Source organism: Chitinophaga solisilvae (assembly GCF_009928525.1).
GTDB lineage: Bacteria > Bacteroidota > Bacteroidia > Chitinophagales > Chitinophagaceae > Chitinophaga > Chitinophaga solisilvae.
Map to the genome: position 1 here is coordinate 181,213 of NZ_JAABOK010000007.1, position 16,501 is coordinate 197,713.

15 protein-coding genes are annotated in these 16,501 nt (G+C 46.3%); 1 reads left to right on the forward strand and 14 read right to left on the reverse strand.

Annotated features, from left to right (window positions below; all coding sequences use genetic code 11):
- Window positions 1-218: 218 nt before the first annotated feature.
- From GWG06_RS16250 to GWG06_RS16260, 3 genes are all read right to left on the reverse strand, one after another.
- Window positions 219-1,148 (reverse strand): SPFH domain-containing protein, encoded by a 930-nt coding sequence (locus tag GWG06_RS16250; RefSeq protein ID WP_160714482.1) that lies wholly within the window; start codon window positions 1,146-1,148, stop codon window positions 219-221.
- A 200-nt stretch (window positions 1,149-1,348) separates the two neighbouring features.
- The gene (locus GWG06_RS16255; protein WP_127043292.1) at window positions 1,349-1,558 is read right to left on the reverse strand and encodes a hypothetical protein; all 210 of its coding nucleotides are present in this window, start codon (window positions 1,556-1,558) and stop codon (window positions 1,349-1,351) included.
- A 303-nt stretch (window positions 1,559-1,861) separates the two neighbouring features.
- Window positions 1,862-2,566 (reverse strand): LuxR C-terminal-related transcriptional regulator, encoded by a 705-nt coding sequence (locus tag GWG06_RS16260; RefSeq protein WP_127043291.1) that lies wholly within the window; start codon window positions 2,564-2,566, stop codon window positions 1,862-1,864.
- 241 nt (window positions 2,567-2,807) lie between these two features.
- Between GWG06_RS16260 and GWG06_RS16265 the strand changes: the two genes are divergently transcribed.
- Window positions 2,808-3,410 carry a superoxide dismutase gene (locus tag GWG06_RS16265; protein ID WP_127043290.1) on the forward strand — a complete coding sequence of 201 codons (603 nt, stop codon included), beginning with the start codon at window positions 2,808-2,810 and terminating at the stop codon, window positions 3,408-3,410.
- A 102-nt stretch (window positions 3,411-3,512) separates the two neighbouring features.
- Here the strand turns inward: GWG06_RS16265 and GWG06_RS16270 are convergent, their stop codons facing one another.
- From GWG06_RS16270 to GWG06_RS16320, 11 genes are all read right to left on the reverse strand, one after another.
- Window positions 3,513-4,301: a 3-keto-disaccharide hydrolase gene (locus GWG06_RS16270; RefSeq protein ID WP_160714484.1), complete on the reverse strand. Its 789-nt coding sequence runs from the start codon at window positions 4,299-4,301 to the stop codon at window positions 3,513-3,515.
- Window positions 4,302-4,316: 15 nt separating this feature from the next.
- The gene (locus tag GWG06_RS16275) at window positions 4,317-5,702 is read right to left on the reverse strand and encodes a Gfo/Idh/MocA family protein (RefSeq protein ID WP_127043288.1); all 1,386 of its coding nucleotides are present in this window, start codon (window positions 5,700-5,702) and stop codon (window positions 4,317-4,319) included.
- A 291-nt stretch (window positions 5,703-5,993) separates the two neighbouring features.
- Window positions 5,994-7,688: a RagB/SusD family nutrient uptake outer membrane protein gene (locus GWG06_RS16280; protein ID WP_158631618.1), complete on the reverse strand. Its 1,695-nt coding sequence runs from the start codon at window positions 7,686-7,688 to the stop codon at window positions 5,994-5,996.
- 17 nt (window positions 7,689-7,705) lie between these two features.
- Window positions 7,706-11,140, reverse strand: a complete 3,435-nt coding sequence (locus GWG06_RS16285; protein ID WP_160714486.1) for a TonB-dependent receptor — start codon at window positions 11,138-11,140, stop codon at window positions 7,706-7,708.
- Between the two features lie 164 nt (window positions 11,141-11,304).
- On the reverse strand, window positions 11,305-12,342 hold the full coding sequence (locus GWG06_RS16290) for a FecR family protein (protein ID WP_127043285.1): 1,038 nt from the start codon (window positions 12,340-12,342) through the stop codon (window positions 11,305-11,307).
- An 88-nt stretch (window positions 12,343-12,430) separates the two neighbouring features.
- Window positions 12,431-12,976 (reverse strand): RNA polymerase sigma factor, encoded by a 546-nt coding sequence (locus GWG06_RS16295; RefSeq protein ID WP_127043284.1) that lies wholly within the window; start codon window positions 12,974-12,976, stop codon window positions 12,431-12,433.
- A 51-nt stretch (window positions 12,977-13,027) separates the two neighbouring features.
- Complete coding sequence (locus tag GWG06_RS16300) at window positions 13,028-14,701, reverse strand: S41 family peptidase (RefSeq protein WP_160714488.1); 1,674 nt, start codon at window positions 14,699-14,701, stop codon at window positions 13,028-13,030.
- 43 nt (window positions 14,702-14,744) lie between these two features.
- The gene (gene yidD / locus GWG06_RS16305; protein ID WP_127043282.1) at window positions 14,745-14,963 is read right to left on the reverse strand and encodes a membrane protein insertion efficiency factor YidD; all 219 of its coding nucleotides are present in this window, start codon (window positions 14,961-14,963) and stop codon (window positions 14,745-14,747) included.
- 88 nt (window positions 14,964-15,051) lie between these two features.
- Window positions 15,052-15,450 (reverse strand): ribonuclease P protein component, encoded by a 399-nt coding sequence (locus tag GWG06_RS16310; RefSeq protein ID WP_338076695.1) that lies wholly within the window; start codon window positions 15,448-15,450, stop codon window positions 15,052-15,054.
- 13 nt (window positions 15,451-15,463) lie between these two features.
- Window positions 15,464-15,619, reverse strand: coding sequence for a 50S ribosomal protein L34 (rpmH, locus tag GWG06_RS16315; RefSeq protein WP_012788729.1), 156 nt, complete (start codon window positions 15,617-15,619; stop codon window positions 15,464-15,466).
- 339 nt (window positions 15,620-15,958) lie between these two features.
- A complete protein-coding gene (locus GWG06_RS16320; protein ID WP_127041558.1) occupies window positions 15,959-16,468 on the reverse strand; it encodes an OmpH/Skp family outer membrane protein in 510 nt (169 codons plus the stop codon).
- Window positions 16,469-16,501: the final 33 nt, after the last annotated feature.

The following is a 16,501-nucleotide window of genomic DNA, read 5'->3' on the forward strand; positions in this document are numbered from 1 at the left end:
CAAATTACGAATTGCGAATTACGAATGAGCGCGAAGACCAAAGCGATGTGATTATTTGTTTATTTGATTATTTGAGATTTGTATCCAAAATAAATGCCCTCTGGTAAGTCCGGAGGGCATCTTGTTTATATACAAATCTCAAATAATCAAATAAACAAATAATCACATCGCTTTGGTCTTCGCGCTCATTCGTAATTCGCAATTCGTAATTCGTAATTCTATTTCTTATTTGGGTCCATTAACTTATTCATTCCCATCATTTGCTTCATCGTATGTTCCATGCCTTCGGAGGAGCCGTCGAGGAAGATGACGTTGCCTTTGCCGTTTTCGGCGAAGTGTTTGATGGCTTCTGTCCACATAGAGAAGAGGATAACGGAGGTATCGAGGTTGGCCTGCTGCATTTCTTTGGCGGCCATGCTCATACCTTTGGCTACCTCTTCACGGAAGAGGGCTACGCCCATACCGCGGAGCTGTGCAGCCTGACGTTCTGCTTCCGCTGCAATTTTGATGGCGTTACCATCTGCTTCGGCGGCTTTGGTTTTGGTGATGAGGAGGGCCTGACCTTCGTTTTCCGCAGCTGCTTTCAGGTTGTTGGAAGCTACGACCTGCGCCATAGACTTCATGATAACTTCATCGAAGGTAATATCGTTCATCTGGAGGTCCAGCAGGTGGAAGCCCCATTCTTCCAGGGTTTTATCGATTTGTTCCTTTACGTGTTCGGTGATGTCTTTACGAAGGCCGAGTACTTCTGCCTGTCTTTTGGTAGCAACAAAACCGCGGATAGAGCCTTCAATCGTACGTACCAGCGCCTGCATGAAGCTACGTTCATCCATAAATTTAAAGGCTACGTTTTTGATGGTTTCTTCTTCCTGGTTCCATACGGCATAGAGCAGCATGGCTTTGAAGTACACATTGGCCTGGTCGATGGTGATAGCCTGGAATTCCAGTTCCACGGACCTGTTCTGAATGGAAATTCTTTTAAATACCTTTTCAATAACCGGTATTTTAAAGTTAAGACCGGGGTACAATACGCGGTTATATTTCCCGAAAATGGTGGTTACTGCTATGGTTCCCTGCTGAACGGTGACAAAACAGGAAAGTACAATCAGGAGTACAAACAGCAATAAAATAATCATGTAAACATTCATGTCATGCGTTTTAAATCAAGGTAGGGTTTAGTACGCAGTAAATATAGCAAAATAAAACGCAATACCGGCGAAAGGCACAGGTTTCCCCTGTTTACTGGCGGCGGGCTAAATTGAGGGTTTTCGTTGTTTGTTGTTTGAAGACAAACAATGGATGATACTGAGCTTAAAAATACAATGAATGAATGTTATAAAAAGCTGAGTTAAATCCGTTGTTTTCTTCTGAAATAAATGAATACATCATCCAGCTCTATTTGTTTCAGCTGATAGGCCAGCCTTGTTCTCAGATCTTCTGTTTCGTCTTTGATTCTTCTGTATTGATCTTTCAGATTCTCATATCGCGCCACAATTTCTTCTGCCGACGCAGTTTGTTCCAGTTGTAAAATGTAAAATGCTCTTTCCTCGGTTATCATAGTGATAGGGGTATTTCAGCCAATAATCATGTCAAAATTGTTTAAAAAACACGCTTATTTTCAATTCACTAAATTAGTGGAGAATCAAAAGCAAGCAAATACCCAAGCTTGGGTATTTTTTCAAAAAATTTAGCACAGTTTAGCAAGTACTGTGGTTGACAGAATTTCTCATAAGTACGTTAATAATCAGAAACATACAGTATATAGGATATTCATTCCCTGATGACCAGTCATATAAACATCAGGTACCCACGGGTGATATTTTTCAGCAATTCAGTGATACTATATTAACAAACCCAACAGTTATTCAAAGCCTATTTTCCGGGCAACCGCTACCAGCTCGGAGGTGTTTCTTACTTTCAGTTTCAGCCGGATATTCTTGCGGTGTGTTTCCACGGTATACCGGCTAAGGTTAAGCGCATTTGCGATTTCTTTATTGTTCAGCCCCTGTACAGCCAGCCCCAGTACATCTTTCTCGCGTGCTGTCAGCTTATTGAGCAGATTTTCATTCTGTCTGCGTAATATTTCGCTCAGTGCCACTGAAATCTGGGCATTGGTATCAATAGCATGTGTAAGGTCCAGGAATGCACAGATGATCTCTTTTACCTGGCCTTTGGCGTCGTAGGTAAATGGCACTTCCAGTCCCAGCAGCCAGCGGTATTCTTCCTCTCCTTTTCTTTTGATACGTGCTACTCCGCCGAAATGGGCTTTGTTATTCCTGAATTGCTGCTGGGCTACAGCCGCCAGCTTGAAATCATCCGGATGCATGATATGCCGGAAGAAGTCCATTCCCTTACCCGTCATTTCCAGCGTGGAAAAGCCGAACGTCTCTGCGAGATATGTATTACACCAGGTAATAGATTTGTTGTTGTTGTCATAACAGTAAAGCATAGCAGGCACATTATTCAAAATGTTCTCCAGCCACTGATTACGACCCTTTAGCTGCTCATTCTCCTTTTGCAGGGCGGTGAGAATAAGGTTTTGCCCTAAGTCCGAGCCTGTATACATACTATACGTTTTAAACAAACAATAGGTAAACAACTCTCAGGCATATACGAAAACATGTCTGATGGTACGTCCTGTTAAACCGAGTATATGTAAATATAAAATAATTTTCAATATGACGCAGTATTTTCAGCAGATAGGTATCAGCATATGTGAAAAAATGGAAATTGATTTTTAACGGATTGGCAGTAAATTTGGCGACTTGACAGCAAATAATATTTATAAACCCAATAAAAACTGAGTTATGGCATTTACACTTCCGAGCTTACCCTACGCACATGATGCGTTAGAGCCTCATTTTGATAAATTGACAATGGAAATTCACCATGGTAAGCACCATCAGGCTTATGTAGATAACCTGAACAAAGCAGTGGCAGGTACGGAGAATGAGAATAAATCACTGGAAGAACTGGTTGCCAACGCTGGTAAAATCAGCCCTGCTGTAAGAAACAACGGCGGCGGTCACTGGAACCACAGCTTCTTCTGGACCAGCCTGGCTCCTAACGCCGGCGGTAAACCTACCGGCAAACTGGCTGAAGCAATCGACAGCGCCTTCGGCTCTTTCGATGCCTTCAAAGAAAAATTCAATGCTGCAGGCGCTACCCGTTTCGGTTCCGGCTGGGCATGGCTGCTGGTAAAGGATGGCAAACTGGAAATCACTTCCACCCCTAACCAGGACAATCCACTGATGGATGTAGCTGAAGTAAAAGGTACTCCTCTTCTCGGCGCAGACGTATGGGAACATGCCTACTACCTGAAGTACCAGAACCGTCGTCCGGAATACCTGAACGCATTCTGGAACGTAGTTGACTGGAACGCCATCAACAAAAGATACGAGTCTATTTGATTATTTGATTATTTGAGATTTGTATAAAAACAGGATTCCCCTCTGAAGCTCAGAGGGGAATCCTGCTTTATACAAATAATCAAATCTCAAATAATCAAATAACTACATTTTTTTGATTTTCATGTTTTTGAACCATATTTCGCTACCATGGTCCTGGAGCGTGATATGGCCTTTCTTAGCCATTCCGTAGCCTTTGGCATCTTTCCATTTGCCTTCTGCCTTGTGCTTCTTCCAGTCGTCTGTCCAGAGATCGTATTCTGCTGTTTTCTGACCGTTCAGCCAGTGTTCCACATGTCCTTTATTGACAACGATGCGGGTATTGTTCCATTGCCCGATCGGGTTGGCTGCCATTACCAGCGGCGGATTCATGGCGTAGTTGGCGCCGCTCTTCTGCCAGTCTTCCAGCTTTTCCGGGAAATTATTATCATCAATGATCTGGTATTCCGGACCGCTCAGATAGGGGGCATCAAATTCTTCGGTAACCATGTACAGGATACCGCTGTTGCCCTGTGCGGCCAGCTTCCAGTCGGCCGACAATTCAAAGTTCTCATATTCCTTGTCGGTCATAAGATCACCGCGTTTGTCGCTTTTGTCGGTGGTGCTGCCCAGGCAGTGTAATATACCGTTTTCCGCTACCCAGGTATCGGTGGATTTACCTTTAAAGCCACGCCAGCCGTCTTTACTGGTACCGTTGAACAGCAGTTCCCAGCCGGCAGCCTTATCAGCCTCGCTCAGGGAGGTGATAACGGTTGTATCCGCCGCAGCTACGGGCGAAGTGGCCACAGTATCTGTAACTACTGTGGAATCTTTAGCCTCTTTTGTGGCGCCGCCACCGCAGGACATTACCGTAACAGCTATCACGGATAATGCAGGTACTAATAATTTTTTCATATGTTGCACGATTGGTTACTTAACGAGTTTCATATTTTTAGGATCCCAGTGGATGATCTTATTATTGAAATAGCTTTCGTTGCATAACAATGCAGGTGCGGCTGCACGGAAACCGAAGGTAGGATCTTCCGCTACTTTACCACCGGTACGCATCGCATTGAACAGGTTGTAGAAGTGATCAAAATGCGCGCCTTTATAACCTTTATCTGCTTCATACTCTACTTTATCCGGCGGCAGCATTTCCGCGCGGTGGTAAGTATATGCTTTACCCGCTTCAGCAGCAGCATTGGCGGCAGCCAGCGGATCATTCTCATCTACATTATTGCGGTTGCGCAACAGGGTGACCTTATCCCATTCAACGGTCATAGATCCTTCGCTGCCTACCATGCGCAGGTAGTTGGTACCGCCGGTACCGTCCACGAAATTCACACGCAGTGACAGGTTGAAGGCAGGATGTATATCAGTTTCAGGATAGTCGAACATGCCCAGCATGACATCGGGCACTTCTCTGCCGTCTTTCCAGTAACGGAGACCGCCGGTAGCCATGATTTTATTGGGTCCGAGGGAGCCTGTTACCAGGTGCAGGCTGGAGAAGAGATGTACGAAGAGATCGCCGGAAACGCCGGTTCCGTAATCGCGGTAGTTACGCCAGCGGAAGAAACGCAGCGGATCGAAATCGCGTTTGGGAGCATTTTTCAGATAGGCGTCCCAATCAACTGTTTTAGGAGAGGCATCAGCCGGGATCGGGTACTGCCATGCGCCGGTAGGCGACATACGCGCCCAGAAACCTTCTGCATAGTTGAGTTTACCGATGGCGCCATCTTTCAGCAGCTGGCGCGCTTTTTCGTTGCCGAGGGAACTCATCCCCTGGCTGCCCACCTGATATACCACTTTACCGTTACGTTGCTGAGCTTCTACTACTGCCGGCCCTTCGGAGATATCATGTACCATTGGCTTTTCGCAATACACTGATTTTCCCTTGTTCATGGCGGCAACTGAAATATCCTTGTGCCAGAAGTCAGGCACCGCAATGATAACGGCGTCAATATCTTTACGGTCAAGGATTTCATTATAGTTGCGGGTGGTAAAAATATCGTTACCCCATTTCTTTCTGGCATCCGCCAGGCGGCCGTCATAGAGATCGCAGGCAGCTACCAGCTTTACGCCGGGTACAGTAATGGCTGTGTTGGCATCTGCCGTGCCCATACCGCCGGCGCCGATAAGCGCTACCTGAATATGATCGTTTGCGCTGTATTTTTCGTTTAGGCGGGAAAGTGATACAATGTTCCGTTTTCTGTCAGCAGCTGTAATAATGCCCGGCAGCAGGGATGCACCCACTACGCCTTTGGCAAATTTGCTGATAAAGTTCCGGCGTGAGCGTTCGTTGGAATTTACTGGCATGTCTACCCTTTTAGGTTTTGAAAAAATATCGTTAATCCACAATAAGTTTGTTAAAATAATAACTATTTTCTTCAAATCATAATTGGGCGGGAATTACGAATTACGAATTACGAATTGCGAATTACGAATGAGGAGCGGAGATGATAGCGGATAAAGAATATTAGGTGAAGAACAATCATAAAATGACAGAAGCCGTCCGGATAGTTCCGGACGGCTTCTGTCATTTTATGATTCGCTTCCATCTCCGCTCCTCATTCGTAATTCGTAATTCGCAATTCGTAATTCCTTCGCTTAATATCCATTATTATTAGGCAGCAGTTTCGCATTCTTATCAATTGCGGACTGCGGCACAGGTAAGAGATACAGGCGATCAGACCATACGCGGGTGTCGGCTTCGGTACCGTCAATAGCGTAAACTTTTCTGTTCATTACGGCGGGGGCTGTTTTCCATCTGCGGATGTCCATATAGCGGTTACCTTCCAGCACCAGTTCTATGCGGCGTTCGTGACGGATGGCTTCGCGCAGGGCGGCCTGACCCGCATATTTTGCACGATCCAGTTTAGGCATACCGGCTCTTTCACGGATCTGGTCAATAGCATCGTAGACACTGCCATCAGGTCCGCTGATTTCGTTTTTGGCCTCTGCGTAAGTCAGCAGTATTTCCGCGTAACGGATAATGATATGATTGGACCAGTTGTCGTAATCAGGATAAGCAGCAGGATCTACGAGCTTTCTGAAGTTATAACCGGTTTTAGAGTTGTTGGAGCCGCCTTTTCTCCATTTAAAGGTGGTGGCGCCGCCCAATCGGTTCCATCTGGTACTGTCGAACATTACGGTAGCATAAAAGCGGGGATCGCGGTTCCGGAATTCAGTGTAGAATGACGGCTGGATATTGCCGTTATCTCTTACTTTATAGCGGTCGCCACGGGTAGCAGCGTCAATGGTAGTTGTAAGCGGGTCGCCGGTTTTAAAGCTGGCGTAGGCGTCTACCAGTTCCTGTGTAGGTGTAACAGAGCTCCAGCCGCCGAAGTTGGAAGGCAGCAGGTAGGTGTTTTCTGACTGCGGATCTTTCTGGAATACGTGCTGTCTGTCGAAAATCACTTCTGCATTGCCTTTGTTGGCAGCCCAGAACAATTGTTCGTAGCTGCGTAAGCCCAGGCGGAATTTTTTCTCTTCTGTGTTATCCGCAAAGTCTACCCAGATTTTATAGTTGTCAGCTGCATCTGTGGCATCTTCAGCAGCTACTTTAAACAGGGAGTAGCCGGGGATATCCATTACTGCCTTTGCATACTTTAATGCGCCAGCATAATCGCTCTGGTAGAGGTGCATTCTGGCAGCAAGCGCTAGGGCAGCGCCTTTGGTGATACGGCCTTTCTCGTTCGGATAGCCGCCGGAATAGCTTTCCGGTAAATCAGCAGCTGCTGCATCCAGTTCATCGTAGATGAATTTTACTACTTTATCCTTCGGGTCTCTGGGCAGGTTTCCCATAGTGGTATTGGTTACCAGCGGCACATCGCCGAATCTCAGCACCAGCGAAATGAAATAAAATGCACGTAAGGCCCTGGCTTCCGCTTTACAGCGTTTGTTCAGGTCTGCGGACATTCCTTTCACCTTGTCAATATTTTCCAGTAAGGCGTTCGCTTTCCGGATACCCTGAAAATCGAATCCATCATCGTTGATAGGCGTGATATTGCCCAACGCAATCACGGTAGCATTACTTTCCCACGGATATTGGGCCAATGCATTATCAGATGCACCATCTTCATAGATGGCATTCTGACCATCCATAAGGGACGCTATACCAGCGCCGCCATCTCCCAGTTGCCCGTATACGGCATTTAATGCATTGGTAGCATCTGTCTGCGTATTCCAGAAATTATCTGTAGTTACTTTATCTTCAGGGATACGATTCAGAAAATCCTTGCTGCAGCTGCTCCAGATAAGCATCATGGAAAGCGCTGCACCTGTTATAATTTGTTTTTTCATTTTTTTCATTTTGCAGGTTAGAATTTCACATTAACACCAACTGCCCATGTTTTCACACCTGGGTAAGCGCCACGACCCGAAACCATTTCAGGATCATAATCCGTTATACGTTTATCAAACATGAAAGTGAACGGATTATTGGCAGAAAGGTATATCCTTGCCGACTGCATGGCAGCCCTCTTGGCCCATGCTGCCGGTAATGTATACCCCAATGTGATGGAACGGATACGGAAATAATCTCCCTTATATAACCAGAAAGATGAAATAGGATTTGTATTGGTTTTGTCGCTGATGCTTAAACGCGGATAAGCGGCATTAGGATCAGGATTCTCTTTGGTCCAGCGTTTCAGATGATATTCTTTCACCTTACCACCGTTGAAGAATGCTACAGATGCCTCATTGCTCAGGTATGTTTTTACATTGGCAACGCCATAGGTCAATACGCCGAGGTCAAAACCCTTATAACCTACGTTCAGGTTAATACCGTAGTTCATCCACGGAATGTCATTACCCAGTACTACACGGTCTTTTGAATCGATTACGCCGTCGTTATTCTGATCTTTAAATTTGATATCTCCGGGTTTCTGGATAATACCTGACTGACCAGCACTGTTCTTCACATCTTCTGCATCTTTAAATAATCCGATTGCTTCCCAACCGTAGAAGGAATTATATGCTTCTCCTTCCCTGTCTATGTAATAAGTATCGTGTATTCTGTTATTAGTACTTCCCAGGGTAAGAATTTTATTCTTTATTTTGGAGACATTGGCGCCAACCGTGAAAGTGAGGTCCTTTCCAATGGTTCCGTTATACGAAGCCGCTATTTCAAAACCTTTGTTACGCATACGTCCGCCATTGGCATATGCCGGTTTGAGCGCAATTACCTGATCCAGCAACTGTTCTATCAGCATGTCTTTCGTATCCTTGATAAAGTAATCTGCAGTAACATTCAGTTTACCATTGAAGAAAGTACCATCTACCCCGAAGTTGCTCATCACTACTGTTTCCCAGGACGTGAGCGGATTGGCGGCTCTGGCCTGATAAGTACCATTTACCATATTTCCTTCAAAGCTGTATACCCCGGGATACAGACCGATATATTCATAATAGTTGCCGATAGGCACTACTGCCTCGTTACCCAGGGAACCCCATGAAGCACGGAGTTTCAGGTTGTCGATCCATTTGATATCCTTCATGAAGGATTCTTCTGACATGCGCCAGCCTGCAGAGAAAGACGGAAAAGCACCGAGGCGGTGTCCGGGAGCGAACCTGGAAGACATATCAAGACGCATATTTCCTTCCAGCATATATCTATCGTTGAAAACGTAGTTTACCCTGCCGAAATAGGAACGGATGGCCCACACTTCAGAATAGGAACCATTTGCAGCCTGCTTGGTTCTGTCGGTAACGAAGTCGGTCATCTGGTCATCATCCGTATTGAACATATCATCCACAGAACCGCTACCAGCACCTACTGTACCCAGATTGTTGGACAGGAAGTTTTTACGGCCAACGTTCACGTTACGGTAGGTATTACTTTCCTGAGATGCGCCGGCCATTACTTTCACATAATGCCTGTTGAACGTTCTTTCATACTCAGCATAGGCCTGTGCCAGTAAAACCTGGCGCTGGCTCCACTTCTCCTGCATCTTGTTCAGAATAACACCGGTACCTGGTATAGTGGCCCTGGTATCGAAATTCACCAACGGGTCAACTGTATTCCAGAAGCGGTTAGCCATGCGGTTATCCAGTTTCAGTGACATGAGTCCTTTTATGGATAAGCCTTTCAACGGAGTGAGCGTACCGTTGATGCCACCAGTAAATGCATTGTTTTTATCCCAGCCACGGCCACCGACATAGTTGTTACGAACCGGATTGGATTTGGAGATGTTACCATTTTCCCTGCCATCTACCATAGAACCCCATGAACCATCGGAATGGCGGAGTACTGCAGTGGGGGAAATACGGTTTAATTCAGTCCAGGTCATTTCATCTCCCCTGTTATTAATATCCTGTTTTACGAAAGCCACATTGGTTGCAACGTTCAGGATAGGTAATACCTGGGTGGAAGTGTTCAGGCGCATGGCATATCTGTCCAGCGTTTTGGTAGGCACCAGCGATAACTGGTTCTGATAAGCCATACTCAGGTAGTAAACGGTATTTTTGGAGCTACCGCTAACGCCTATCTGAATATCCTTGAAATCAGCGTTCTTACGCAATGCTTCCTTATACCAGTTGGTACTTGGATAATGGTCAGGATCACTGCCATCAGCATATTTCTTAATCTGTTCTTCCGTGTACTGTGGCGTATTGCCGTCATTCATTCTGGCCTCATTGTATAAACGGGCATAATCAGCCGAACCCAGATACTTAGGTGTGCGGGTAGGAGAAGTAAGCCCATAGGTAGCATTTACATCTACAGACATTTTGCCTTCCTTTCCACGTTTGGTGGTGATGAGCAATACGCCGTTGGCTGCACGGGAACCGTAGATAGCGGAAGAAGCCGCATCTTTCAGTACGGACATGGACTCAATATCATTCGGATTGAGGGTCGCCATATCGTTGGAAGTGGAGATGATACCATCTATCACCACCAGCGGACCAGAGCCTGTTGTGTTGATACTGCTGCGGCCGCGGATGGAGATACCACCCACGTCTTTACCTACATCGCCGGTGCGGTTTAAGATCGTTACACCCGGCGTCACGCCCTGCAGGGCGTTCTGTACCGAGGTCACAGGTCGGGAGGCGATGGTGGAGGGAGAAATAGTGGCTACCGCGCCTGTCAGGTTTGCTTTTTTCTGGGAGCCGTAACCTACGACAACCACTTCGTTCAGGCCCTTCATATCTTCTTTCATCACCACATCGATGGTGGTACGGCCGTTAACAGCGATACGCTGTTCCATGAAACCGATGAAGGAGAAGATCAGGGTGGCATTGTCCGGCGTTTCGATCTGGTAAGAGCCGTCAGGGCCGGTAGCAGTACCTTTGGAGGTGCCCATCACCTGGATGCTTACACCCGGAATAGGCGTGCCTTTGGCATCGGTGATCCTACCTTTTACCTTCACATTCTGGATAACGGTATTACCGGGAGCGATAACTACCAGTTCCTTATCCAGCATTTTCCAGGAAAGGTCGGTGTTGCCCAGTACTTTACCCAGCACTACATCCAGCGGCTGATCTTTTACATCGATGGATACAAATTCGTTGTTGGGTAGTACGTCATTGCTGTACACGAAGCGTACCTTGCCCTGTTCTTCAATGAGTTGTAACAGTCTGGCAAGATGCATTCTCTTGGTGGTCAGCGTTATTTTGCTTTGCGAGTAGGCCGTTGCAGAAACCTGCATACAGGCGGCAAGCATAAAAAGTGCTGTCAGCTTCATAGTTCGTAGAACATAATTGAGCGGCAGTCCGGGAGGATTTTTTCCATCCCCGGAAAGTCTTTGATTTTTCATACTTTTAGAAAGTTAGAGGTCAATAAAATGGCGTCAGCGTCCCGATCCTGCAAGAGAGGGCGCCAAAACTGCCGGTTGATCTTCGGGGGAAATGTGCCAGCATTTCCCTTTTTTAATTGAATTGGTTCACTGCTTTTAAGTATCCATCTTGTTTCTAGCTGCTTTTATTTATTGATCATTAACGTGTCATTGCTGATATAGTAATTAAATGGTGATGATAATTGTAAAGCCATCATAACACGTGGTAGCGCTTCATCCCGGAAATTGCCGGTAAACCGCGCCTTTTTCATTGTTACCTCATTGAATATCACTGTTACGCCGTACCACCGGTGCAAGGCTGCTGCTATGTCTTCAAATGACTGATCGAAGAAAACGAGCCTGCGTTCCCTCCAGGCAGCTTCTGCCAGGTTGCTGTCGCCGGAGATGGGGTGTACGGGCTGTATACTATAACTAACGGTGTCGTGTATACGCTGATGTACCGGTTTAATTTCTGTTGCCTTTGCCGGTTTATTGTATACTACCAGTTTCTGGCTGGGAGTCAGTTGTACCGTTCTGTTGTTTTCCTTTTTCAGTGTCACTGCCACCTTACCTTCTACCAGGGTTGTTTCTGTATGGGCGTCATCGGCATATGCCTTCACATTAAACGAAGTGCCCAATACCCTGATATCTACCGTATGCGTATGAATAATAAAAGGCTCACTGCTGCGTTGCGCCACTTCAAAAAAGGCTTCTCCTTTCAGCATCACCTCCCGTGGTTTCCCCGGCTGCCAGTTGTTGTATTGCAGCTCGCTGCTGGCATTCAGCCATACCCTTGAGCCGTCAGGCAGGGTGAGTTGCTGTACCTTTCCCGTGCTGGTAGCCAGTTGCAGCTGATACGGGTTGCTGTTACGCAGGTATACCCAGGAGCCGGCAGCCAGCAAAAAGACTACTGCGGCGGCGGCGCCTCTCTTCATCCATGTGTTCAGGGAAAAAATTTTCATACGCGGCTGCTTCCTTCTCGCTGTAATTCCTTCCCAGATAAGTTGCTTTTCTGTAGCTTCTTCCGGTCCATTATCCAATACATCCCTTTCCGGCGTGAAAGCCAGGGAATCATACCAACGTTGCAGCTGCTGGTCTTCCGCTGCTGTAAGCGTGGCATTGGTCTGCTTTATCAGCAATGCATGGATGTGCTCCGGTAAATATCCCGGCTGTTGTTTTCTCATAACGTCCGTTAAAATGTTTGTCGGTTAAATAGAGGAAGTGTACCAGATACGTTTTAACTTTTTTTTAAACTGGCCGGGGAACGGGTTTTCACAGCATTTCATCCAATCTTTTGCGTATCCGTTTAAGGGCAGTGCTGATCTGGTTGCGTACGGTCTGGTGAGATAAGGATAATTTTTCGGCAATTTCTACTGCATTCAGGTTATGATCGCGGCTGAGAACAAAGACTTCCTGCATTTTGGCAGGCATCAGCCGGATTTCTTCTTCCACCAGCCTGTTCAGCTGGCGGTAATGCAGGTGTTCACTGACTTCCGGGGACAGGCTTTCTTCTTCGCCCAGCAGGCTGTCGTAGTACCGGGTACGTACGGCACGCAGGCGATAGAAATCCACAATTTTATACCGGAGCGAGGAAAAGAGGTATTGCGGTAATGTTTCCCGCAGGATCAGTGACCGGCGGGATTTCCAGAGGGAGAAAAATATCTCCTGTACAATATCCCTGATTTCCTCTGTGGTAGCCAGCTTGCGCGTGGCCTGCTGATAAAGTTGCTTCCAGTAGCGTTCATAAATTTCCCTAAAAGCCCGCTCATCGTCTTCCTTCATCAGTATCACCAGTTCGGGATCGGTTAAATGCTTCACGCTACAATTGCTTAATGACAGAAAATATGCAATCCGGCTGCTACCCGGTTATTATTTACCGGGCGACAGCAATTTCTTATAACGTACTGCATCATGCAGCACAGAGATGGCTTCATTCACATCGCGGTCCCAGGCCAGGGACTTGGCAATGCGCCCCTGCTGGGCGTAGTACCTGTTTACAATCTCTTCTTCCAGCAGGCGCTTGATTTCCGTTTTATTTTTCAGGAGATCCTGTTTTTTGTCGTGTTTCATTTTTTGCTCCAGCGCTTCCAGTTCCTTCGTGAGGGCATCGTAGTACTTCTCTTTCCTGGCGGTAGTCTTGAACGTTTCCAGTGCGTCTTCACTACGGGTTTTATAGCTGTAGTCCTTGTTATCCAGGTAGCGTTCGAAATCAGAAAACTCTTCGTCCGTCAGGCTGAAATCTCCTGCCGGCGCTACTTTCGGATGCTTATAGTAATACGTGGTGGCGTAATCGAAAATATATTGTTTGCGTATCAGGGAAACGGCTACCTGGCTGATATAGGTAGGTTCTACCGTTGCATCCGGCTCAATTCCGCCCCCATCGCGGACTTCACGGCCACCTTGGGTAGTAAATTTTTTCCGGAGCGAATCCGGCACATAGTCCACGCTGCCGTCTTCACTGCGATGGGAGTAGTCGATCGCCTGGATACAGCGGCCGCTGGGCGTATAATATTTGGCGGTAGTTACTTTCAGCTTGGTGTTATAAGGCAGCTGCCGGGTAGTTTGCACCAGCCCTTTTCCATAGGAGCGCTGCCCGATAACGAGGCCACGGTCCATGTCCTGCACGGCGCCGGCCACGATTTCGGAGGCAGATGCCGACGAGTGGTTGGTGAGTACTGCGAGCGGAAGACGCGTATCTACCGGCTGTTCGCTGGTTTCGTAGTTGCGGTCCCAGTTCTTCACTTTTCCTTTGGTGCTGACGATCAGTTTATTTTTATCTACGAAAATATTGGCTACTACCACAGCTTCATCGAGCAGGCCGCCGGGATTGCCGCGGAGATCCAGGATAAGCCCTTTCATACCGGGGTTGCTTTGTTTCAGCTGCTGTACGGCAGCACGCACCATAGCGCCGCTGTTTTCCGTAAACTGGGTCATACGGATATATCCGATGTCGCCACCGGTAATACCGGTATAGCTGACAGCTTTTACATTGATTTCCTCCCGGACGATTTTCCGGGGAGTTTCCACGCCGGAAACGGGATTACGGAAAAGTATATCCAGCGAAGTGCCGGGAGCGCCTTTCAGCGTTTTGCTGATCTCTTCCTGCGGCGTGTTTTTCACGGACTTACCGTCCATGGTAACGATAATATCTCCGGGTTTCACGCCGGCTTTATACATAGGGCTGCCTTCATATACGTCGGTGATAATGGTCCAGTCTCCGCTTTTATTGATAGAAGCGCCTACTCCGCCGTATTTACCGGTAGCCATAAATTTCAGGTCGTCCAGGTTTTCTTCCGTCACAAAGTCGGTGAACGGGTCCGTCTCTTCCAGGATGGCTTCAATTCCTTTGTGGATCACCTTTTCCGGGGGCAGGTCATCTACGTAATAGGTATTGAGTTCCCGGTAAAAAGCAGCGAAAATATCCAGGTTTTTAGCGATCTGGAAATATTTATCCCCTTCGCTGAATGCGAAAATACCGCCGGCTGTCAGCAGCAAGAGCAATACTGCTGCGAGTTTCTTCCTTTTATTCAAAAATGCACGCATGCAAAGAATGTATATGATGATAGATGATGACCACTGCTTCCTGTTATGGTACGGGATCGTATCCATGGCCTCCCCACGGATGGCATGACAAGATACGTTTTATGGTGAGATAGCCGCCTTTAAAAACGCCATATTTTTTAAATGCTTCCAGCCCATACTGTGAACAGGTGGGCGTATAACGGCATTTACTGCCCAGCAGGGGCGATATAAACCATTGATAGATTTTTATCAGAAAGATAAACGGATAACTTAACCAGCGCATATGGCAAATAGCTTTTAGTTGTCAGCAGTTTGCTTTTACTACTCACTCCCGTAATGAAAGAAACCCCAAAGTCAGCTATATCTGCTTATTAACAGCTACTCTTCAGTTTCTCTAAAATTACCGAAATTTTATGGTGCAGGGTAGAAAAATCCGCTATTTTTTTGTCGGTGTAGATGAGGAAGACGGCGAGCTGGCGTGATTCTGCGTGGAGATGATCATAGAGGCCCTGCTTTTGGAGGCGCCAGGCTTCGCGGCTGAGCCGCTTGATGCGGTTACGGTCAGTGGCATGGGGAAACCGGCGGGAAGAGGCGCTAAATCCTACCTGCACAGGGAACTTATTCACAGCCGGTGATTTCACCGGCATATAAATGATACGGTATGGAAAAACAGAAAACGCTTTCCCTTCTCGAAAAAGCGTTTCAATAAGTTTTCTGCTTTTTAACCTTTCTTCTTTCTTAAAAGAATAAGTTTTTATGGCAAATAGTATTTAGGCTACTGGATTATTTCAGCTTACGCTCGTCAGAAACAGTCAGCTTCTTACGACCTTTTGCTCTACGGGAAGCCAGTACCTTACGGCCATTGGCAGTTTCCATTCTCTTTCTGAAGCCGTGAACGCTCTTTCTGCGTCTGTTATGCGGTTGAAAAGTACGTTTCATTTCTTTTTTTTGTTTTTACCTGTACTATACTAAAACATCCCGTTTAAAGGATACTATTTTTAAAACGGAAGGCAAAGGTAGCAGAAATTATTTAAAAACCGAAATTATTTGAGATTTAGTTATTTGGTTATGGGAGATTTGATGGACAAATTTTGGAATTTCGTGATTTTGAGATTTGGGAATTTGTTAAATGCGGCGGAGAAATACGCAAAAATCTTTGCTGCATTTGACAAATTGCAAAATCCCAAAATCCCGAAATTCCAAAATCTATCTATTCTCTCTTACAAAAAAGGAATGCAACCTAATTGGTTGCATTCCTTTTTATATCAAAAAATTTAATTATTTGATACCCAGTTTTGCTTTTACAGCAGGCAGCAGATCGTCTGCAGCAGGAGAAACCAGTAACAGACCGGCAGAGCTGTCGATTACATAGCCATAACCTTTTTCTTTCGCTACGTCTTCAATGGCTTTGCGGGCTTTGTCGTAGATAGGTTTCAGCAGTTCCTGCTGTTTACCCTGTACTTTCTGTTCAGCCTGATCGCGGTAGTCCTGAATACGTTTCTGTGCATCCTGGATTTCACGGCCTTTGATTTCTTTCATATTCTCAGTCATGCTTGCTGCCTTCTCATCGAACTCTTTCATTTTCTTTGTGTACTCATCCACCATTGTTTTGCCTTCAGCTTCCAGGCCTTGAGCAAATGTCTGGAGATCAGTTTCTGCTTTTTTGGCTTCCGGCATAGCTCCAACAAGCGCCTGGGCGTTGATATGTGCTACTTTGGATTGTGCCATTGCATTCACGCTGAACAAACCGGCAACTGCCACAAAAGCAATAATTACGAACTTCTTCATGATGTTGTCTGTGTTTAAAAAAATTTAAATACT